The sequence below is a fragment of the Streptomyces sp. NPDC026417 genome, from assembly GCF_055567695.1.
Map to the genome: position 1 here is coordinate 166506 of NZ_JBVHPY010000004.1, position 19532 is coordinate 186037.

General features: G+C 74.1%; 19 protein-coding genes. 13 read left to right on the forward strand and 6 right to left on the reverse strand.

What is annotated here, in order from left to right; all coding sequences use genetic code 11:
- Positions 1–100 precede the first annotated feature (100 nt).
- Positions 101–679, forward strand: coding sequence for a helix-turn-helix domain-containing protein (locus tag ACZ4NT_RS08370; RefSeq protein ID WP_121404233.1), 579 nt, complete (start codon positions 101–103; stop codon positions 677–679).
- Between the two features lie 48 nt (positions 680–727).
- Positions 728–1681, forward strand: coding sequence for a helical backbone metal receptor (locus tag ACZ4NT_RS08375; protein ID WP_467724319.1), 954 nt, complete (start codon positions 728–730; stop codon positions 1679–1681).
- Here the strand turns inward: ACZ4NT_RS08375 and ACZ4NT_RS08380 are convergent.
- Positions 1647–2771, reverse strand: coding sequence for a TDT family transporter (locus ACZ4NT_RS08380; protein ID WP_467724321.1), 1125 nt, complete (start codon positions 2769–2771; stop codon positions 1647–1649). The genes ACZ4NT_RS08375 and ACZ4NT_RS08380 overlap by 35 nt on opposite strands.
- Positions 2772–2869: 98 nt before the next feature.
- Between ACZ4NT_RS08380 and ACZ4NT_RS08385 the strand changes: the two genes are divergently transcribed.
- Positions 2870–3808 (forward strand): LysR family transcriptional regulator, encoded by a 939-nt coding sequence (locus ACZ4NT_RS08385; RefSeq protein WP_121404820.1) that lies wholly within the window; start codon positions 2870–2872, stop codon positions 3806–3808.
- Between the two features lie 190 nt (positions 3809–3998).
- Here the strand turns inward: ACZ4NT_RS08385 and ACZ4NT_RS08390 are convergent, their stop codons facing one another.
- Together ACZ4NT_RS08390 and ACZ4NT_RS08395 are read right to left on the reverse strand one after the other, a co-directional pair.
- Entirely contained in the window at positions 3999–4679 is a 681-nt protein-coding gene (locus ACZ4NT_RS08390; protein WP_121404236.1) for a gamma-glutamyl-gamma-aminobutyrate hydrolase family protein, read from the reverse strand.
- Positions 4680–4810: 131 nt separating this feature from the next.
- Positions 4811–5557, reverse strand: coding sequence for an FCD domain-containing protein (locus ACZ4NT_RS08395; RefSeq protein ID WP_121404238.1), 747 nt, complete (start codon positions 5555–5557; stop codon positions 4811–4813).
- A gap of 77 nt (positions 5558–5634) precedes the next feature.
- Between ACZ4NT_RS08395 and ACZ4NT_RS08400 the strand changes: the two genes are divergently transcribed.
- Genes ACZ4NT_RS08400 through ACZ4NT_RS08420 form a run of 5 tightly spaced genes read left to right on the forward strand, consistent with a single transcriptional unit; the run spans position 5635 to position 11447 of the window.
- A complete protein-coding gene (locus ACZ4NT_RS08400; RefSeq protein WP_467724325.1) occupies positions 5635–6999 on the forward strand; it encodes a glutamine synthetase family protein in 1365 nt (454 codons plus the stop codon).
- Between the two features lie 8 nt (positions 7000–7007).
- A complete protein-coding gene (locus ACZ4NT_RS08405) occupies positions 7008–8411 on the forward strand; it encodes an aldehyde dehydrogenase family protein (protein WP_467724327.1) in 1404 nt (467 codons plus the stop codon).
- On the forward strand, positions 8408–9190 hold the full coding sequence (locus ACZ4NT_RS08410; RefSeq protein WP_121404244.1) for a 3-oxoacyl-ACP reductase: 783 nt from the start codon (positions 8408–8410) through the stop codon (positions 9188–9190). The genes ACZ4NT_RS08405 and ACZ4NT_RS08410 overlap by 4 nt, the downstream gene beginning before the upstream one ends.
- A 34-nt stretch (positions 9191–9224) precedes the next feature.
- Positions 9225–10487, forward strand: a complete 1263-nt coding sequence (locus tag ACZ4NT_RS08415) for an HAD family hydrolase (RefSeq protein WP_467724329.1) — start codon at positions 9225–9227, stop codon at positions 10485–10487.
- 42 nt (positions 10488–10529) lie between these two features.
- Positions 10530–11447 carry a DUF2510 domain-containing protein gene (locus tag ACZ4NT_RS08420; protein ID WP_467724331.1) on the forward strand — a complete coding sequence of 306 codons (918 nt, stop codon included), beginning with the start codon at positions 10530–10532 and terminating at the stop codon, positions 11445–11447.
- 70 nt (positions 11448–11517) lie between these two features.
- On the opposite strand, the gene ACZ4NT_RS08425 is transcribed toward ACZ4NT_RS08420, so the two are convergent.
- Positions 11518–12720, reverse strand: coding sequence for an amino acid deaminase/aldolase (locus tag ACZ4NT_RS08425; RefSeq protein ID WP_467724333.1), 1203 nt, complete (start codon positions 12718–12720; stop codon positions 11518–11520).
- A gap of 947 nt (positions 12721–13667) precedes the next feature.
- Here ACZ4NT_RS08425 and ACZ4NT_RS08430 point away from each other — a divergent pair.
- Both ACZ4NT_RS08430 and mycP read left to right on the forward strand, forming a co-directional pair.
- Positions 13668–14531, forward strand: a complete 864-nt coding sequence (locus ACZ4NT_RS08430) for a hypothetical protein (protein ID WP_467724505.1) — start codon at positions 13668–13670, stop codon at positions 14529–14531.
- Positions 14528–15700 (forward strand): type VII secretion-associated serine protease mycosin, encoded by a 1173-nt coding sequence (gene mycP / locus ACZ4NT_RS08435; protein WP_467724335.1) that lies wholly within the window; start codon positions 14528–14530, stop codon positions 15698–15700. Before ACZ4NT_RS08430 ends, mycP begins: the two co-directional genes overlap by 4 nt.
- A gap of 138 nt (positions 15701–15838) precedes the next feature.
- On the opposite strand, the gene ACZ4NT_RS08440 is transcribed toward mycP, so the two are convergent.
- Entirely contained in the window at positions 15839–16795 is a 957-nt protein-coding gene (locus ACZ4NT_RS08440) for a serine hydrolase (RefSeq protein ID WP_121404252.1), read from the reverse strand.
- 150 nt (positions 16796–16945) lie between these two features.
- Between ACZ4NT_RS08440 and ACZ4NT_RS08445 the strand changes: the two genes are divergently transcribed.
- Positions 16946–17680, forward strand: coding sequence for an SseB family protein (locus tag ACZ4NT_RS08445; protein WP_121404822.1), 735 nt, complete (start codon positions 16946–16948; stop codon positions 17678–17680).
- 1 nt (position 17681) lies between these two features.
- Here ACZ4NT_RS08445 and ACZ4NT_RS08450 read toward each other — a convergent pair whose 3' ends face one another.
- Positions 17682–18047 carry a DUF1844 domain-containing protein gene (locus ACZ4NT_RS08450; protein WP_121404253.1) on the reverse strand — a complete coding sequence of 122 codons (366 nt, stop codon included), beginning with the start codon at positions 18045–18047 and terminating at the stop codon, positions 17682–17684.
- A gap of 378 nt (positions 18048–18425) precedes the next feature.
- Between ACZ4NT_RS08450 and infC the strand changes: the two genes are divergently transcribed.
- Together infC and rpmI are read left to right on the forward strand one after the other, a co-directional pair.
- Positions 18426–19130 carry a translation initiation factor IF-3 gene (gene infC, locus ACZ4NT_RS08455; RefSeq protein WP_121404255.1) on the forward strand — a complete coding sequence of 235 codons (705 nt, stop codon included), beginning with the start codon at positions 18426–18428 and terminating at the stop codon, positions 19128–19130.
- A gap of 151 nt (positions 19131–19281) precedes the next feature.
- Entirely contained in the window at positions 19282–19476 is a 195-nt protein-coding gene (gene rpmI, locus ACZ4NT_RS08460; RefSeq protein WP_003947156.1) for a 50S ribosomal protein L35, read from the forward strand.
- Positions 19477–19532: the final 56 nt, after the last annotated feature.

The window sequence follows — 19532 nt, forward strand, 5'->3', positions numbered from 1 at the left end:
GTTTGCCGAACATGCGTAGGGTGCAGAGAACTCATCAGAAGTGGCGCTGCGCGGAACCGGCGGCAGCCGAGGACCACGAGCGAAGGAGGGAGCCGGAGCGATGGGCGACCACAAAGAACAGCCCCTGCGGGTGGGCGCGGCCGTCCGGCGGCGACGCCGTGCACTGGAGCTCACCCTCGCCGTCGTGGCCCAGCGCAGCGGCCTGTCGGTTCCCTTCCTCAGCCAGGTCGAGAACGAGCGGGCCCGCCCCAGCACGCGCTCCCTGGAACGGGTCGCAGACGCCCTGGACACCACCGCCGGCGAACTCCTCGCCGCGGCCGACCCGGCGTGCAGCGTCGACGTCGTGCGGGCCGACCAGGGCGAACCCGCCGCCGAGGCCCAGGTGCGTCCCCTGGTGCGCGGCCACCACCAGCTGCACGCCACGGAGTTCACCGGCGACCACGACGCGGGCCGCGAACTCCAGCACCGCAACGACCAGTTGATGTACGTCGCGGACGGTGGCGTCGAGGTCGAGGCGGAGGGGCGCGCGCACCGGCTCGGACGCGGCGACACCCTGTACCTGACGGGCGGGGTGCGGCACCGGTGGCGGGCGACGGTGCCGGACACACGGGTCGTGGTGGTCGCCGTCGCCGACCACATCGACGCGGTCGAGGACCGGAACGCCTTCGGTGGCCGCTGACCGGACCTGCCCGGCGCCGTCCACCGGCCGCGTCCGGGAGACGCGGCCATGAGCGGGAGGCCGGGCACGGCGAGACGGGTGGTCTCGCTGGTGCCCTCGCTGACCGAGGCCGTGGCGGTGTCCCTGCCGGGAGTCCTGGTCGGCGCCACCGACTGGTGCAGTCACCCGGCGGACCTCGACGTGGCGCGGATCGGCGGCACCAAGAACCCCGACGTCGACGCCATCCTCCGGCTCGGCCCCGACCTGGTCGTCGCCAACGAGGAGGAGAACCGCGCTCCGGACCTGTCGGCCCTGCGCGCGGCGGGTGTCGAGGTCCTGGTCACCGAGGTACGGGACGTGCCGGGTGCCTTCCGCGAGCTGGACCGGGTGCTGCGGGCGTGCGGGGCCGACGGGCGCCCGCGCTGGCTCGACGAGGCGGAGTCGGCATGGGCCCGCCTGCCGGTACCGGCAGGCTCCGGCACCCCGGCCGCCTTCCCGGAGCCCGCCCCGGACACCCGTACGTCGCCGGCGGGGTCCGAGTCCCGCTCACGCGCAGTCGGCCGCCCCGAGCCCCGGTCGCCCGAAGCCCGTCACCACGTCTCCGCCTCTGAACCCGCGAGCGGACACCATGCCCCCGGCTCGACCCCCGCGGCCGCCTCTGGCCCGTCCGCCGCGACGCACCGGCGTACGACCGCCGTCGTGCCGATCTGGCGGCGGCCCTGGATGGTGCTGGGCCGCGACACCTTCGCCGGTGACGTGCTCGCACGGCTCGGCGTGGAGAACCTCTACGCGACGCACCCGGAGCGCTATCCGCGCGTGCCCGTCGAGGAGCTGCGGGCCGCGGCGCCCGACCTCGTGGTGCTCCCCGACGAGCCGTACCGCTTCACGGCCGAGGACGGACCCGAGGCGTTCGCGGGGACGCCCTGCGCGCTCGTCAGCGGACGCCATCTGACCTGGTACGGGCCGTCCTTGGCCGACGCCCCGCGGGTCATCGGCGAGGCGCTGCGAGCAGCTCGCCGCTGACCAGACCGCGACCCGTCCGCACGGCGGCCACCGCCCAGGCCGCCACGAGCAGCGCGAACAGCGCGAAGGCCAGGCCGTCGAACGCGGCAAGCCCGGTGCGCCGGGCGAGGGCCTCGACGCCGGTGACGCACGTGCCCACCGGGAAGGTGAACGCCCACCAGGTCATGGTGAACCCCATGCCGCGGCGGTGGGCCCGCAGCACCATCGCGCCGGCCAGGCCCAGCCACAGCAGGGCGAAGCCCAGGACCGGCACGCCGTACAGGACGGCGAAGACCGCGAAGCCCCGTTCGTACAGGCCGGGCACGACACCCGGGGCGTACCGCGCGAACTTGTCGGCGGCGGTCGTGGACTGGCCGAGCGGCCCGAGGACCAGGAACAGGGTCGGGGTCAGGGCGAGCGGCAGGGGTCCCGCGGTGAGCAGCCGGGTGAAGACCAGCGGCAGCATCAGCGCCGTGGCCAGCAGGCTCAGCCCGAACATCGCGACACACGCCAGCAGCAGCGTCTCCCGGGCCTGCCCGGCGGGCAGGTGGGGGATGAGGAGCGGACCCGCGGCGGCGGACACCATCGGCGCGACCAGCGGCAGCAGCCAGACGGGCGTGGCCCGGCCGGGGCCGACCCGGTGCCGGGTCACCATGAGGTACGGCACCGCCACGGCCGCGGTCAGCGCGACGGCCGTCCCCGCGCTGAACAGGACGACGTCCAGGGCCACCGCCGCGCGCACCCCGATCCACGGCTCGCCGACGGCGAGCGCGCCGCCGCCGACCGCCACCAGGGCCATCGCGAGACAGCCGTAGAAGGGCGCCACGTCCGGGTCGAGGAGGTGGGCGCGGGCCTGGTCGCGGTGGTGGACCCAGTGCAGGGTGCGAGCGGCGAGCAGGACGGCGAGCATCGTCAGCGAGAGGGTCCAGACGGCCGCGCACGCGGTCCGCAGCCCGGGGACGCCGCCGGGCAGCCCGGCCCCCGCCGTCGCCACGATCGCCGTCCCCATCACGCAGGCGTACCAGTTCGGGCCGAGATGCCGGACCGCGCCCGTCCGGAGGCGGCGAGTGGGCGCGAGGGGGAGCGAAAGCGGCTGGGCTGCGGTGACCATACGTCCACGGTCGCGTGAGAACCGGGCCCCCACCAGGGAGTATGGCTCTATGAGGGCATAAGCTGAGTTTATGAGCGTGGTACGTGGGCGTGGTCGGGATGACTGAGGGGCCGGAGCCGTCGGGTGGGGCGGGGCAGTCGGCCGGGCTCGCGCACCGCGTGCCGGACCTGGGTGCGCTGGAACTGCTGCTGGCCGTGGCGCGGCTGGGGAGCCTCGGGCGGGCCGCCCGCGATGTGGGCATCACGCAGCCGGCCGCCAGCAGCCGCATCCGTTCCATGGAGCGGCAGCTCGGGGTGGCGCTGGTGGACCGCTCGCCGCGCGGCTCGCGCCTCACCGACGCGGGGGTCCTCGTCACCGACTGGGCGCGGCGGATCGTCGAGGCGGCGGAGGCGTTCGACGTGGGGGCCCAGGCACTGCGGGGCCGCCGCGACTCGCGGCTGCGCGTGGCGGCGAGCATGACGATCGCGGAGTACCTGCTGCCGGGCTGGCTCATCGCGCTGCGCGCGCAGCGCCCCGACACGGCGGTGTCGCTGCTGGCGGGCAACTCGGCGGCGGTCGCCGAACGGCTGCTGGCCGACGAGGCGGATCTCGGGTTCGTCGAGGGGCTGTCGGCCCCCGCCGGGCTGGACTCGGTCGTGATCGCGCACGACGACCTGATCGTGGTGGTGGCCCCCGGCCACCCCTGGGCCCGGCGGCGCGCACCGCTCGCCGCGGCGGAACTGGCCGCGACGCCCCTCATCCTCCGCGAGCAGGGTTCGGGCACCCGGCAGGTCCTCGACGTCGCCCTGGGCGGTCTGGCGCTGCCGCTGCTGGAGCTGTCCTCGACGACCGCGGTCAAGGCCGCGGCGGTGAGCGGTGCGGGTCCTGCGGTCCTGAGCGAGCTGGCCCTCGGCGAGGAGCTCTCCTCCCACCGCCTGGTAGGCATCCCGCTGGCCGACGTCCGGCTCCACCGGTCCCTGCGTGCCGTCTGGCCCACGGGCCACCGCCCGACGGGCCCGGCGAGGGACCTGCTGACGCTGACGCGAAACCGCACTTAGCCGCACCGCGGCGGGTCCGTCCGGCCGGGGCCGGGGGGCGAAGCCACCGTGCGGGGAGCCGCGGGCACCACCGCCGGCAACCCTCGCCGGGACCCGGGACCCGGGACCCGGGAGCCGGGAGCCGGGAGCCGGGAGCCGGGGGACCGGGAACCCGTCGGCATCCCCCGCGCACGCCCCTCGCCGGCAGGGCTCAGGAGGCCGCTCGGACCAGGGCGCTCATGACCCGTGGGTCCTCGCCCATCTCGGGGTGCCACTGCACCCCGAGCACCCAGGAACCGCCGGGACGTTCGACCGCCTCGACCGTCCCGTCGGCCGCGTGGGCCGAGACGATCAGGCCCTCGCCCAGGCGCTCCACCGCCTGGTGGTGGTACGCCGGTACGGCGACGGGCTCCGGTGCGGCCTCCGCGTACCGGGTCCCCGGCACCGGCCGCACCTCGTGCTCGCCGAAGACGCCGACGTCCTTCACGTGCCCTTCGAGGTGCTGCACGAGGGTCCCGCCGAGCGCGACGTTCAGGAGCTGCATCCCGCGGCAGATCCCGAGCAGCGGTGTGCCGTCCGCCAACGCGGCCTCGATCAGGGCGAGTTCCCAGGCGTCCCGGGCGACGGCGGGCGGCCCCGTGAGCGGGGAGCGCTCGGCTCCGTACCGCGCGGGGTCGACGTCGGGGCCGCCCGCCACGACCAGCCCGTCGACGCGGGCCACCGCCTCGGCCGCGTACGACGGATCGTCCGGCGGCAGCATGACCGCGAGTCCGCCCGCCCGCTGCACCAGCCGGGGATAGCCCGCCGGCAGCAGCACCGCGTCGAGTGTCCAGACACCCCAGCGCACCCCGGCCTCGAAGTACGTACTCACGCCGATCAGCGGTCTGCCCACGCTGCTCTCCCTGGTGCCGTGGTGCCGTCATGGCGCCGTGCCCTCGTCGGTGCTCCGGAATTCAATGGAGCATGCTCATACCTTTGCGAGGTGAGCGGGAAGAAAGCAAGTGCGGGCAGCGAGCCGGCGGCTCACGTCAGGAAACCGCGCAGCAGCGCCGCCGTCCCCGCGCAGTGCTCGCGCATCATCTCCCGCGCCCCGTCGGCGTCCCCGTCGAGGACGGCCTCGACCAGCGCGATGTGCTGGCGCTGCGAGTGCTCCAGATTCCTCACCAGCAGGGGGATGCAGTCGAGCAGGTCGTTGAGGCCGGCGCGGACGGCCGCGTACTGGGCCGTGAGCGAGGGGGAACCGGAGAGCTCGGCGAGGGTCAGGTGCAGCAGGGTGTCCAGGCGCCGGTAGTCCGCCAGCGGGGCGTCGTGGGTGCCCGCCAGGGCGTCGCGCAGCCGGGCCGCCTGCTCCGCGGTCAGTCCCCGGGCGGCGCACAGGCCGGCCGCGCCCACCTCCAGGACCTCGCGGAAGCGCAGGACGTCCTCGATGTCGACGGCCCGGCTGCGGCGGCGCAGTTCGTCCTCGCCGCCGGCGTCGGTCCGCGGCCGTACGAACGTGCCGCCGTACCTGCCCCGGCGCGACTCCACGAGCCCCTCGTCCTGGAGCACCTTCAGCACCTCGCGCAGGGTCACCCGGCTGATCCCGAGCCGCTCGGCCAGGTCCCGTTCCGCGGGCAGCCGCTCACCGCCGGGCACCAGGCCGAGCCGGACGACCTGGAGGATCTGCTCCAGGGCCTCCTCGAAGCCGTTGCCCGCGCGCACCGGCCGCAGTATCGGCGTCAGCCGGTCCCCCGCACCGCCCGCGCCACCGGCGGGATCCGTCTGCGACATCCGGCCGCGCCCCCTTCCCAAGCAATGGTTCTCGGCAATACCTTATGGCTTCCGGCTGACCGAAGGAGGCACTTCCCGTGGCAGACCGCACACCCCCGCTCGGTGTCGAGGAGCTGCACGCCCTCGTCGCGGGCGGTGAGATCGACACGGTCGTCCTGGCCTTCCCCGACATGCAGGGCCGGCTCCAGGGCAAGCGGTTCGCCGCACGCTTCTTCCTCGACGAGGTCCTGGAGCACGGCACGGAGGGCTGCAACTACCTGCTCGCCGTCGACGCCGAGATGAACACGGTCGACGGGTACGAGATGTCCTCCTGGGACCGCGGATACGGCGACTTCGCGATGAACCCCGACCTCGGCACCCTGCGGCGCGTGCCCTGGAACGAGGGCACCGCCCTGCTCATCGCCGACCTCGCCTGGAACGACGGTTCACCGGTGGTCGCCGCGCCCCGCCAGATCCTGCGCCGCCAGCTCGACCGGCTCGCCGAACTCGGCTACACCGCCCGGGTCGGCACGGAGCTGGAGTTCATCGTCTTCAAGGACACGTACGAGCAGGCCTGGGAGGCCCGCTACCGCGGCCTGACGCCCGCCAACCAGTACAACATCGACTACTCGGTCCTCGGCACCGGCCGGATCGAGCCGCTCCTGCGCCGCATCCGCAACGAGATGCAGGCCGCGGGGCTCACCGTCGAGTCCGCCAAGGGGGAGTGCAACCCCGGCCAGCACGAGATCGTGTTCCGGTACGACGACGCACTCGTCACCTGCGACCAGCACGCCGTCTACAAGACCGGGGCCAAGGAGATCGCCGCCCAGGAGGGCGTCTCGCTCACGTTCATGGCCAAGTACGACGAGCGCGAGGGCAACTCCTGCCACATCCACCTCTCGCTCGCCGACAAGGACGGCGGCAACGCGATGGCGGGGGACGGACCCGGCGGCATGTCGGAGGTCATGCGGTACTTCCTGGCCGGCCAGCTGGCCGCGCTCAGGGACTTCTCCCTGCTCTACGCCCCGAACATCAACTCGTACAAGCGGTTCCAGCCCGGCTCCTTCGCACCGACCGCCGTCGCCTGGGGGCTCGACAACCGCACCTGCTCCCTCCGGGTGGTCGGCCACGGCCGCTCGCTGCGGTTCGAGAACCGGCTGCCCGGCGGGGACGTCAACCCGCACCTGGCCGTCGCCGGACTCGTCGCGGCGGGTCTGTACGGGATCGAGCACAAGCTGGATCTGCCGGAGGCCTGCACGGGCAACGCGTACACCGCCGCGTACGACCACGTCCCCACCACCCTGCGCGAGGCCGCCGAGCTCTGGGAGAACAGCCCCATCGCCCGGGCCGCCTTCGGTGACGAGGTGGTCGCCCACTACCGCAACATGGCGCGCGTCGAGCTGGACGCCTTCGACGCCGCGGTGACCGACTGGGAACTGCGCCGCTCCTTCGAACGCATGTGAGGCCCCCCTTGACCGACCGGTACGAGCGCGGCGACGCCGCCGAACACGTGCTGCAGGTACTCGATCCGGCGACCGAGGAGGTCGTCGCGACCGTCCCGGCCGCCACCCGCGCCGATGTCGACGCGGCCGTCGTCCGGGCCGCTCGGGCGCAGGTCCGCTGGGCCGCGCTCGCACCCGGTGACCGGGCCCGGCTGCTGCGCCGGTTCGCGGTCGTCGTGGACGAGCACCTCGAGGAGCTGGCGCGGCTGGAGGTCCGGGAGGCCGGTCACGTCATCGGCAACGCCCGCTGGGAGGCGGGCAACGTGCGCGACCTCCTGGACTACGCGGCCGGGGGAGTGGAGCGGCTGACCGGACGTCAGATCCCGGTCCCCGGCGGCCTGGACGTCACGATCCTCGAACCCCTCGGAGTCGTGGGGGTCATCGCGCCGTGGAACTTCCCCATGCCGATCGCCGCCTGGGGCGCGGCCCCCGCGCTCGCCGCGGGCAACGCGGTCGTCCTCAAACCCGCCGAGACCACCCCCCTGACCGCGCTGCGGCTGGCCGAACTCGCCCTGGAAGCAGGCCTTCCCGACCACCTCCTCCAGGTCCTCCCCGGTGCCGGACCGGTCGCGGGCGACGCACTGGTCGAACACCCGGGCGTCGCCAAGATCGTCTTCACCGGATCGACGGCCGTGGGCAAGAGCGTGCTGGCCAAGGGGGCCGCGCTCCTCAAGCGGGTCACCCTCGAACTGGGCGGCAAGAGCCCCAACATCGTCTTCGCCGACGCCGACATCGAGGCCGCGGCGGCCGCCGCCCCCCTGTCCTTCCTCGACAACTCCGGCCAGGACTGCTGCGCCCGCACCCGCATCCTGGTCCAGCGCTCCGTCCACGACCGCTTCCTCGAACTCCTCGCCCCCGCCGTCGAGTCCGTCGTCGTCGGCGACCCCTCCGACGAGGGGACCGCGATGGGCCCGCTGATCTCCCGGGTCCAGCTGGACCGCGTGCGGTCGTACGTCCCCGCCGACGCACCCGGCATCCGCGGCAAGGCTCCCGAGGGCCCCGGCTTCTGGTACCCGCCCACCGTCCTCACCGGCGTCGACCCGGACGCACCGGTGGCCGTCGAGGAGGTGTTCGGGCCGGTCGCCGTCGTCCTCCCCTTCGACGACGAGGCCGACGCGGTCCGCCTCGCCAACGCCACCGACTACGGCCTGGCCGGGTCCGTCTGGACGCGGGACGTCGGCCGGGCGCTGCGCGTCTCGGGAGCCGTCCGCGCCGGCAACCTGTCCGTCAACTCCCATTCCAGCGTCCGCTACTGGACCCCCTTCGGCGGCTTCAAGCAGTCGGGCCTCGGCCGTGAACTGGGCCCCGACGCGCTCACCGCCTTCACCGAGACGAAGAACGTCTTCATCAGTACGGAGGGCCCCGCACAGTGACTCCAGACTCCATCTGCCGCCGTCTCGTCGGCCGCACCGCCGTCATCACCGGCGCCGGCAGCGGCATCGGCCTCGCCACCGCGCGCCGGCTCGCCTCCGAGGGCGCCCATGTCGTCTGCGGCGACGTCGACGAGACGCGCGGCAAGGCGGCCGCCGAGGAGGTCGGCGGCATCTTCGTCCGCGCCGACGTCACCGATCCCGAGGATGTCGAGGCGCTGTTCAAGGCCGCGTACGACACCTACGGTTCCGTCGACATCGCCTTCAACAACGCGGGCATCTCACCTCCGGACGACGACTCCATCCTGGAGACCGGCCTGGACGCCTGGAAGCGGGTCCAGGAGGTCAACCTCACCTCCGTCTTCCTGTGCTGCAAGGCCGCCCTCCCCTACATGCGACGCCAGGGCAAGGGGTCCATCATCAACACGGCGTCCTTCGTGGCGCGGATGGGCGCGGCGACCTCGCAGATCTCGTACACCGCGTCCAAGGGCGGTGTCCTCGCCATGACCCGTGAGCTGGGTGTGCAGTTCGCCCGCGAGGGGATCCGGGTGAACGCGCTGTGCCCGGGACCGGTCAACACACCGCTCCTGCAGGAGCTGTTCGCCAAGGACCCGGAACGGGCCGCGCGCCGGCTGGTGCACATCCCGGTCGGGCGCTTCGCGGAGGCGGACGAGATCGCCGCGGCCGTCGCGTTCCTCGCCAGCGACGACTCCTCCTTCGTGAACGCCACCGACTTCCTGGTGGACGGCGGGATCTCGGGCGCGTACGTCACGCCTCTCTAGCGGCCGGGCGGTACCGGTGTACGGTCCACGTTCCATGCGATACCGACACGTCCTCGCGTGGACCATGGTCGCGGCCGCCGCCCTGGCGGCCGCGCCCGCCGCCACCGCCGCACCGGCCGAACGGCGTCCGTCCTGCCCCCGGCTCTCCGAGCGGCTGAACTGGTACGGCGAGAACCGCGCCCACCTCCAGCAGGTCATCGACGACCGCGGCACCTGCAGCGGACACGGGGGCCGCCCCGTCGCCGCCTTCGACTGGGACAACACCCTCACCAAGAACGACGTCACCGACGCCACCATCTCCTGGGCCCTGCGGCACGACGGAATCCTGCGCCCGGCGCGCTGGACGGACTCCAGCGCGTGGCTCACGGACGCGGCGGACACCGCCCTCACCGAAGCCTGCGGCACCGACGTGCCGGTGGGCGCCCCCCTGCCGACCTCCACCCGCCCCCGCTGCACCGACGAGATCCTCGAGATCCGCGAGACCGGCCGGACGATGAGCGGGGCCACCGCCTTCGCCGGGCACTGGAACCACCGGCGCACCGTCCCGCAGTACGCCTGGGTGCCCCAGCTCTTCGCCGGACACACCGTCGCCGAACTCTCCGCGTACGCCCGCCGGGCGCGCGCGGAGGCACTCGCGGCCCCCGTCGGCGCGACCCGCACCCTCGGCACCCACACCGTCCCCGCCTACGTCCGCTACTACGCCCAGCAGCGCGACCTCGTCCGCACCCTCCGACGGGCCGGATTCGACGTCTACATCGTCTCGGCCGGCTCCGAACCCGTCACCGAGGTCTGGTCGCGCGGCGTCGGCATCGACGCCCGGCACACCATCGCGATCCGGTCGGTCCTCGACCGGCACGGCCGGATCACCACCTGGAACCAGGGCTGCGGCGGCGTCCCCGTGAACCGGGGCGAGGCCATCCCGTACCTCGACGGCAAGCGCTGCTGGATCAACCAGGAGATCTACGGCGTCGAGGGCGCCGCGGCCTGGGAACGGCAGGACCGGCGGCACCGCCCCGCGCTGGCCGGCGGTGACGCCGACACCGACGTGACCTTCGTCGCCGACGCCACCGGCGCGCACCTCGTCCTGAACCGCGACAAGAGCGAGATCATGTGCCGGGCGTACGACGACGCCGACGGGCGCTGGGTGGTCAACCCGATGTTCATCGAACCGCTGCCGCGCAGGCAGGACCCCTATCCCTGCTCGACGAGCGCCTACAACGAGCCCGACGGCGGCCTCGGACCCGTCCTGCGCGCCGACGGTTCCGTCGTGCCCGACCAGGAGGACACCGTTCACTGAACCCCGTGTACCGGCGTTCGTGCGACGTCCTAGAGTGCCGGGATGAGCATGACGCCTCCGCCCGGCTGGTACCGCGACCCGTCCTATCCGCTCACCGAGCGCTGGTGGGACGGCTCCGCATGGACCGACCACCGGCGTCAGCCCGGGACGCCCGAACAGCCCGTGGTGCGGCCCCCGTCCGGTGCGGGCGGGGGCTCCCGGCGCGCGAAGGCCGTCGCGCTCACCACGGCCGGGGTCGTGCTCCTCGCGTCGATCGTGACGGGGGCCGTGCTCCTCGGCCGGGACGACGACGAGGGCGGCCGGGCGGAGACGAGGACCGCGCCGGGCAGCGCCTCCTCCACTCCCGAACCCACCGCCACGCCCTCCGCCTCCCGCAGCCCGGCCGACGACCCGGACGTCGTCGTGGACGAACTCAACGGCATCACCCTGCCGTTGGTCGCCGGCTGGGAGCGGCCCCGCAACGTCTCCGAGGACGACGTCGTCATGACCACCCCGGGCACGTACGAGTGCCCGGGCGATCCGGGACTGTGCCGGCACGGACGGGTGCTCTCGCGCACGGTCACCGCCAACGACGAGAAGTCCCCCAAGGTGCTCGCCGAGAACGACATCGAGGACGCGGCGAACCGCGCCTACGACCGCGACCAGCTCGACTCCCGCCCCTTCCGGGGCATCACCTCGCACCGGCTGGTGAAGGCCGGCGCGGTCGCCGTCGCGGGCCGCGCCGGGTACTTCGTGCGCTGGCGGGTCAGGACGGAGGTGGGTCCCGGCGGTTACGTCCAGTCGCTGGCCTTCCCCTCCAGCGTCGGCTCCCAGTCGCTGGTCATCGTCCGCTTCGCCTTCGACGCCGGGGACGACGGACCGCCCGTCGCCGACATGGACAGGATCACCAAGGGGATCCGGCCGGTCGGGGACGCGGACACCGGCGGGGGAGTGGGCAGCAGCATCGGGCCCGGCCGGTAGCCGTCCCGTCCCGGGAGCGGCGCCGCGCCCACGTGCGTCCGCCCGGAGGGCCGCGTGGGCCCGCCCGGCGTCAGAGGAACGTCTGCCCCTCCCCGCGATAGGTCGGGACCGTCGCCGTCACGGAGTCGCCCTCCACCAGATGCAGTGCGTCGAAGCGCTCGCACAGCTCGCCCGCCTTGGCGTGCCGGAACCACACCTTGTCGCCGATGAGCAGATCGTCCGCGGGCGAGCCCAGCAGCGGCGTCTGCACCTCGCCGGGGCCCTCCTGGGGGTCGTACCGCAGCCCCTCGGGGAGGTACGGCACCGGCAGCCGGTCCGGCCCCGGCGCGCCCGACGCCGGATAGCCGCCGCCCAGCACCGTGACGACCCCGACGCCCGGCCTGCGGACGACCGGCTGGGCGAAGAGGGCGGCCGGACGGCCGCTGAACGACGTGTAGTTGTCGAAGAGCCGCGGCACGTACAGGCCGGAGCCCGCCGCGATCTCGGTCACCGCGTCCTCCGCAGCGGTGTGCTGCACGCTGCCCGTCCCGCCGCCGTTGACGAACTCCAGGTCGGGCGCGACCGCCCGCACCGCGTGCACCACGTCGGCGCGGCGCTGCACCAGTTCCCGGCGCGCCGCGGCCTGCATCAGTCGGATGGCACGCGAACGCACCGGCCGCCCGGCGAGCGAGTCGCCCACCCCGGCGATGTGCCCCTCGTACGCCATGATCCCCACGAGCCGGAAACCGGGCCGCCGGGCCACCGCACGGGCCAGCTCCGCGACCTCGGCCGCCGAGTGCAGCGGCGAGCGGCGGGCCCCCACCCGGACCCGGCCGCCCAGCAGCTTGAACGACGTGTCCAACTCCAGGCAGACCCGGACCACTTCGGAGCCGCCCTGGCGGGCCGCGTCGATCAGGCCGAGCTGCGCCGGGTCGTCGATCATGACGGTGACGGCCGCCGCGAGCTTGGGATCGCCGGTCAGCTCGGCGTATCCCTTCCGGTCTGCCGAGGGGTAGGCGAGCAGGACGTCGTCGAACCCGGAGCGCGCGAGCCACAGGGACTCGGCCAGCGTGAACGACATGATGCCCGCGAAGCCCTCGCGGGCCAGGACGCGTTCGAGCAGGGCCCGGCAGCGCACGGACTTGCTGGCGACGCGGACCGGTTTGCCCGCGGCCCTGCGCGCGAGGTCGTCGGCGTTCGCGTCGAAGGCCTCCAGGTCCACGATCGCGACGGGGGCGTCGAGGTGAGCGGTGGCCCGGTCGTAGCGGGCCCGGTCTGCGGCGCGGACGGTCATGAACGAAGCCTGCCAGACAGGATTACCGCAGGGTAGGGGGACGTTCCGGGCAGATGCCCCGGGCCTGCGGACTGGTTCCCGCCGGGCCCGCGTCAACCCGTAGAGTGACGCGCACGCAGGGAGGAACGGCCTTGCCCGGGCCGTCGCGGCCGGGGTGACGGTGCGTCCGTACGGGTATGCCTGCCCGTGCCGGACGGGTTTCCCTCCGCACGTGTGAAGCGGCCCGCACGATCTCCGACGCGGGCCGAGGGCCCGGGACGAGAAACGGGGGGTGCATGAGCACGGAAGCGCGCCGCGCGTCGATTCCTCCGCGCCCGCCGTCGCCGCCCCGCCCCGCGACACCCCCCGGCGAGGACTTCACCGCCGACGACACCCCGGCGCCGCCGCCCGGCCGGAGCTCCGCGCCCGCCGTCCCGCCGGTGCCCGCGTCCCGCCCCGCACCGCTCCTCCCGCCCCCGCCCCGGTACGAGCCCCGGCCTCCGTCGCCGGCCTCCGGCGCGACACCCCCGCCGGAGCGGCGACCTGCATCCGGGCGTACGTCCACGCAGGCAGAGACGTCCGCCCCCGGGACCGCGGTCCCGCCCGACGGGAACGCGGCGCCCGCGCCGACCGCCGGAAGGGCGACCCCGCCCGCGCGGACGCCCGACGGGACCGCGACGCCCGGCTGGTTCGACGAGCCGGGCCGCAGGCAGCCGTCGGCCACCGCCACGACGTCCGCGCCCGGAGGGGCCACGGCCCCGCGGCGCCCCACGTCGGCGGACGCACCGGCCCCGTACGGAAACCGCCCGGGCGCCACGTCGCCCCCACCCCCTCCGCCCGCCTCGGCCCGGTTCCCCGACGCGCCGCCCTCCGGCGGTCCCCGCCGGGACGGCGCACCGGCACGCCCCGCGGCAGCGCCCCGGCGTACCGCCGTCCCCGAGGAGACTTCCGGCGAGACCACCCGGCGACTGCGCCCCGTGCGGGACGAGGAGCCCCGTGGGACCGCGGCCCCCGCCGGGCGCCCCGCCGTGCCGTTCGCGCGGCCCGAGACGTACGGCGCCCCCGAGCGCCCGCGGCGGACCCGCCCCCGCGCGCTCACCGCCGCCGCCTGCGTCGTCCTCGGGCTCGGGCTCATCGGCGGCGCGGCCACCGGGAGCTGGCTGACCGGCGACAGCGCGGCCGAAGCCGGTTCGCCGAGCGCCTTCGCGGCGGCCGGGAGCCTGTGGCACAGCATCCCCGTCGACCAGCTCTTCCCGCCCACGGTCGACGGCGACGGCGCCGGGCCCGGCGGCGCCGACCGGGTGTGGACCCGGATAGCCGTCGCCCCCGACGGCGGATGCAAGGGCGCCTTCGACCCGCTGCTGCGCAAGGCCCTCGCCCCCGTCGGCTGCTCGCGCCTGCTGCGCGCCACCTACACCGACGCGACCCGCAGCCATGTCACCACCGTCGGGCTGCTGTTCACCAAGGCGGACGCCGCCGCCATGACCTCCCTGAAGAACCGCTTCGGACGTGAGGGCCTGGACCGGCGCACCGACCTGATGCCCCGCGCGTACGCCGCGAAGGGCACCCTCGCCGCCGGCTTCGGAGACCCGCAGCGCGCGTCCTGGACGGTGTCGGTCCTCACCGACGCCCCCGTGGTCGTCTACGCCGTCTCCGGGTTCGCCGACGAACGCACCGTGGCGAATCCGCAGCCCGCCGAGGAGGCCGTCCGCTCCGGTGCGACCACGGCCCCCGCCCAGGCAGGACTCGGCCACGAGGCACAGGGCCTCGCCGACCGCGTCGAGCGGTCCCTGCGCAAGACGGTCACCTCGGCGACCAAGGAGCCGTCATGAACCGCGCGTCCGGCGCCCGGCTGCTCACCGCGCTCCTCGCCGGCTCCCTGGCCCTGCTGCCCGCCACGACCGCCCGCGCCGACGGCATCCGTGCCCAGCAGTGGGCGCTCGACGCCCTGCACACCCAGGAGGCCTGGCGCACGACCAAGGGCGCCGGCATCACCGTCGCGGTCCTCGACACCGGCGTCGACGCCGAGCACCCGGACCTGGCCGGCAACGTCCTGGCCGGCAAGGACATGGTCGGCTTCGGCGCCCACCGCGGCGACCGCGCCTGGGCCCGGCACGGCACCGCCATGGCGGGGATCATCGCGGGCCACGGGCACGGCGCAGGCAACGGCGACGGGGTCCTGGGCATCGCACCCGAGGCGAAGATCCTGCCCGTCCGCGTCATCCTCGAAGACGGCGACTCCGCCCGCGGCAAGGCCCGCAACACACGCGGCAACGCGCTCGCCGAGGGGATCCGCTGGGCCGCCGACCACGACGCCGACGTCATCAACCTCTCCCTCGGCGACGACTCCAAGTCCGCCCATCCGGAGCCCGCCGAGGACGAGGCGGTCCAGTACGCCCTGAAGAAGGGTGCCGTGGTGGTCGCCTCGGCCGGCAACGGCGGCGAGAAGGGCGACCACATCTCGTATCCCGCCGCGTATCCCGGCGTGATCGCCGCCACCGCCGTCGACCGCGTCGGCGCCCGGGCCTCCTTCTCCACCCGCCGCTGGTACGCCACCGTCAGCGCCCCCGGCGTCGACGTCGTGATCGCCGACCCCGACGACAAGTACTACGAGGGCTGGGGCACCAGCGCCGCCTCCGCCTTCGTCTCCGGGGCCGTCGCCCTGGTCCGGGCCGCCCACCCGGGCCTGGCACCGGCCCAGATCAAGCAGCTCCTGGAGGACACGGCCCGCAACGCCCCCGCCGGCGGCCGGGACGACTCACGCGGCTTCGGCTTCATCGACCCCGCCGCCGCCATCGAGGCGGGCGGCCGGCTGAAGCCGCAGGGGCTGCGCTCGGCGGCGTACGGCCAGCGGTACTTCGGCTCCGGGCCCGACACCGCCCGGGGGGACGGCTCCACCGGCTGGCTGGGCCCGCTCGCCGGCGGACTCGGCGCGGTGCTGCTCGCCGCGGCGGTCGTCCTGTGGCGCGGCCGCCGGGGCACACAGGGCCACGACTCCTAGGCCGGAACCCGAGAGACACGCCGCGGCAGCGGTCCGCCCCGCCCCGACCGGCACGGACGCTCACACCCCGACCGCACCGGACGCGGTTCGACCAACCGACGCGGGCACCGCGTCCCGAGCGGGTCCCGCGCGCCGCGGCTACGCGGCCGTGTCCCGGAACGCCGAGACCGCCGCCTCCGCCGCCGCCTCGACCAGAGCGACACCCCTCGCCTTCGTCGTGTTCCCGTCCGACAGCGCCGCCACCAGGTAGTCGCGCCCGTCGACCGTGATCCGTCCGATGCTGTTGATGTCCCACCGTCCCGTCGAACTCCGGGGCAGCCAGCCGTTCTTGAGCGCCCAGCCCGACCCGGAACCCGAGGAGGCGGCGGCCGAGACACCCCAGTCCTGACCGGCGGCGATCCCGCCCATCAGCCCCACGAGGTACGCCCGCGAGGCGCTGGAGAGGAGTGACTCGGCCCCGAACACCTGCCGGAGCAGGACGAGTTGGTCCGCCGCCGTGGTCCGGGTCAGCCCCCACAGCGCGCCGTCCCCGCCCGTCGTACCGGTCAGCCCGAAGCGCTTGTTCGCGGCGTCCAGGCCCGCCGACCGGCCGATGGCGTCCCACAGGGCGGTCGCCGACGCGTTGTCGCTGTTCTCGATCATCGCGGCGGCGTACGACCGCTCCAGGGCGGTCGTACCCCGGTCCGCGTCCTGCGCCTGGAGGAGCAGCGCGGCGAGGATGTCCACCTTGACGATGCTGGCCGTGTCGAAGGTGCCGTCCCGGTACGCGGCTTCCTCACCGGACGCCAGGTCCCGGACGGCCACCGAGACGTCCGCGCCGTCCTCGACGGTCACCGACTTCATGGCCGCGGCCAGCAGCGCGTCCCGGTCCGCCGAGGGTTCCGCCACCGGTTCCACCGCCTCCTCCCCGGCCCCCGCCGATGCCGGAGGCGACGCCGAAGACGATACGACGCCCGCGTCGGCGTGCGCCTGGGCCCTCACGTAGGCGGTCCCCGCCGCCGTCGCCGCGACGATCACGGCACAGGCCAGTGCGGAGCAGAGGAGGGGGCGGCGCGGTGACGGACGGGCGCGGCGGCGGGCTCTGCGGGACTCCATGCCCGCGATGCTGGGCCCCGTGGCTGTGCACGCCGTTAGCCGGATGTGAGATGTGGGTCAGGGAAAGCTGAGAAACCCGTGAGCCGCGTGAACGCCGGGTTTCCGGGGCCGCAGAATCCCAGCAGCATCCCACCGATAGGGTCGGTGACCGTGGCGAACAAGAACATTCCCGACTCCGGCTTCCCCGACGACGACGGCTCGGCCGATCCCCGGCTCAGCGCGGCGCTCGCGGCCTGGGCCGAGGACCGCACGGCGGTCTCCCCGGTCCTGGAGGCGCTCAAGGGGGCCCGGCTGCTCGTACCCGTGGTGGCCGTCCTCGGCGAGGTGGAGGAGGACGAGAACGGTCTGCGTCACGAGAAGACCAGCGACATGGCGGTGCCGACCCTGCAGGCCGGGAACCGCAAGGCCCTGCCGGCCTTCACCTCGACCGAGTCGCTGGCCCGGTGGGACCCGCAGGCCCGACCCGTCGCGGTACCGCTGCACCAGGCGCTGCAGGCCGCGGCGCACGAGGAGGCGGACACGCTGCTGCTCGACCTGGCCGGACCGGTGCCCTACGAGCTGACCGGCCCCGCGCTGCTGGCGCTCGCCGAGGGCCGGACGAGCACGGATCCCCTGCGCGACCCGGCCGTCGCCGAGGCCGTCCGGGCGGCGCTGGCCGCCGAGCCCGCCGTGCTCCGGGCCCACTTCGGTCCCGGCCGGGGGGACGGCACCCTCGCGCTGGTCCTCGACCCGTCCGCGAAGCCGGAGGACGCCGCCGCGGCGATCGCCGAACGGCTGGCGGCCGACGAGACACTGAGGGCCCGCCTGGTGCGCGGCCTCGAACTGGCACTGCTGCCGGCCGAGGCGACGCTTCCGGGCGAGCCCCTGTACGTACGCGACGTGTGAATCAGCCGTAGACCGGGCCCGTGTACTTCTCGCCCGGGCCCTGGCCCGGCTCGTCCGGGACGAGCGAGGCCTCGCGGAACGCGAGCTGCAGCGACTTCAGGCCGTCGCGCAGCGGCGCGGCGTGGAAGGAGCTGATCTCCGTGGCGCTCGCGTCGAGCAGCCCGGCCAGCGCGTGCACCAGCTTGCGGGCCTCGTCCAGGTCCTTGTGCTCGTCACCCTCCTCCGTCAGACCGAGCTTCACGGCGGCGGCGCTCATCAGGTTGACGGCGACCGTCACGATCACCTCGACCGCGGGGACCTCGGCGATGTCGCGGGTCATGGTGTCGAAGTCGGGAGTCCCGGGATCCTGGGCAGGGGTGTCACTCATACCTGACACGATAGGTCCACCCCGGCGATGGTCCCGACGCGGCCCCACCGGGCCGGGCCCGCCCCGGTTAGCCGTCCCCGGCCGAAGCTGCTAACCTTGTGTAACGACCGGCCGGACACTCCTGTGTATCGGCCCACAAGTGGAGGCTCCGATCTCCCACCCGACTGTCCTCCGGGACGGCGGGTCATTCCGGTCAGGCGGCCCCCATCGTTCCGTACGGACGATGGAGTCGCCCGAAGTGCGCCCCGCGGCCGACCGCGGCGGTGCTCCGGTAGTCCTTGGAGCCCCGCCTGTGTCCCGTCCCGGGGCATTTTTCATGCCCCGCGGTGGTTGGTCGAAGTGTCATCAGAGACATACGCGGCTGTCCGCCAGACCGCCGTGTGGTGCTACCGAGGAGGATCCATCAGCGCCGAGCCCCGCATCAACGACCGGATTCGCGTTCCCGAAGTGCGACTTGTCGGTCCTAGCGGCGAGCAGGTCGGGATTGTTCCGCTTGCCAAGGCCCTTGAGCTTGCTCAGGAGTACGACCTCGACCTGGTCGAGGTGGCGGCGAACGCTCGCCCGCCCGTCTGCAAGCTCATGGACTACGGCAAGTTCAAGTACGAGTCGGCCATGAAGGCCCGTGAGGCGCGCAAGAACCAGGCGCACACGGTCATCAAGGAGATGAAGCTCCGGCCGAAGATCGACCCGCACGACTATGACACGAAGAAGGGTCACGTCGTCCGGTTCCTCAAGCAGGGCGACAAGGTCAAGATCACGATCATGTTCCGTGGTCGCGAGCAGTCCCGGCCGGAGCTCGGCTACCGACTGCTGCAGCGTCTCGCCTCGGACGTCGAGGACCTCGGGTTCGTCGAGTCGAGCCCGAAGCAGGACGGCCGAAACATGATCATGGTTCTCGGTCCGCACAAGAAGAAGACCGAGGCGATGGCCGAGGCCCGTGAGGCCCAGGCGGCCCGCAAGGCCGAGGCCAAGGCCAACCCGGGCAAGTCGCAGAACGCCGCGGAGAGCGACGCCGACGGTGAGGAGATCACCGAGGGCGCCGAGACTGCCGAGGCTCCGGCCGAGGCATCAGCCGAGGCCTGATCCCGGGGCGGTGCCCCGAGGTGCCCGGGACGGGAGTCCGGGGGACCCAGGGACAGCGGTCCAGGGGTGTCAACCCATACATATGACGTTCCGACGTGCCCGGTTTCGCGACCGGGCACCGGAGCGCCACTGACGAGGAGAGAACGGCGCTATGCCGAAGAACAAGTCGCACAGCGGTGCCAGCAAGCGCTTCAAGATCACCGGCTCCGGCAAGGTGCTCCGCGAGCGTGCCGGCAAGCGCCACCTGCTCGAGCACAAGTCGTCGCGCCTGACGCGCCGCCTCACCGGCAACGCCGAGATGGCCCCGGGCGACGCCAAGAAGATCAAGAAGCTTCTCGGCAAGTGACGTACCGGCGCTCACGCGCCGCACGTCTGGACCGGGACCCAATCGATTTCGGGCCG

Coding starts and splice junctions, on each gene's coding strand:
- ACZ4NT_RS08370 (WP_121404233.1), top strand. CDS start 101: ATGGGCGACCACAAAGAACAGCCCCTGCGGGTGGGCGCGGCCGTCCGG.
- ACZ4NT_RS08375 (WP_467724319.1), top strand. CDS start 728: ATGAGCGGGAGGCCGGGCACGGCGAGACGGGTGGTCTCGCTGGTGCCC.
- ACZ4NT_RS08380 (WP_467724321.1), bottom strand. CDS start 2,771: ATGGTCACCGCAGCCCAGCCGCTTTCGCTCCCCCTCGCGCCCACTCGC.
- ACZ4NT_RS08385 (WP_121404820.1), top strand. CDS start 2,870: ATGACTGAGGGGCCGGAGCCGTCGGGTGGGGCGGGGCAGTCGGCCGGG.
- ACZ4NT_RS08395 (WP_121404238.1), bottom strand. CDS start 5,557: ATGTCGCAGACGGATCCCGCCGGTGGCGCGGGCGGTGCGGGGGACCGG.
- ACZ4NT_RS08415 (WP_467724329.1), top strand. CDS start 9,225: ATGCGATACCGACACGTCCTCGCGTGGACCATGGTCGCGGCCGCCGCC.
- ACZ4NT_RS08420 (WP_467724331.1), top strand. CDS start 10,530: ATGAGCATGACGCCTCCGCCCGGCTGGTACCGCGACCCGTCCTATCCG.
- ACZ4NT_RS08425 (WP_467724333.1), bottom strand. CDS start 12,720: ATGACCGTCCGCGCCGCAGACCGGGCCCGCTACGACCGGGCCACCGCT.
- mycP (WP_467724335.1), top strand. CDS start 14,528: ATGAACCGCGCGTCCGGCGCCCGGCTGCTCACCGCGCTCCTCGCCGGC.
- ACZ4NT_RS08440 (WP_121404252.1), bottom strand. CDS start 16,795: ATGGAGTCCCGCAGAGCCCGCCGCCGCGCCCGTCCGTCACCGCGCCGC.
- ACZ4NT_RS08450 (WP_121404253.1), bottom strand. CDS start 18,047: ATGAGTGACACCCCTGCCCAGGATCCCGGGACTCCCGACTTCGACACC.
- rpmI (WP_003947156.1), top strand. CDS start 19,282: ATGCCGAAGAACAAGTCGCACAGCGGTGCCAGCAAGCGCTTCAAGATC.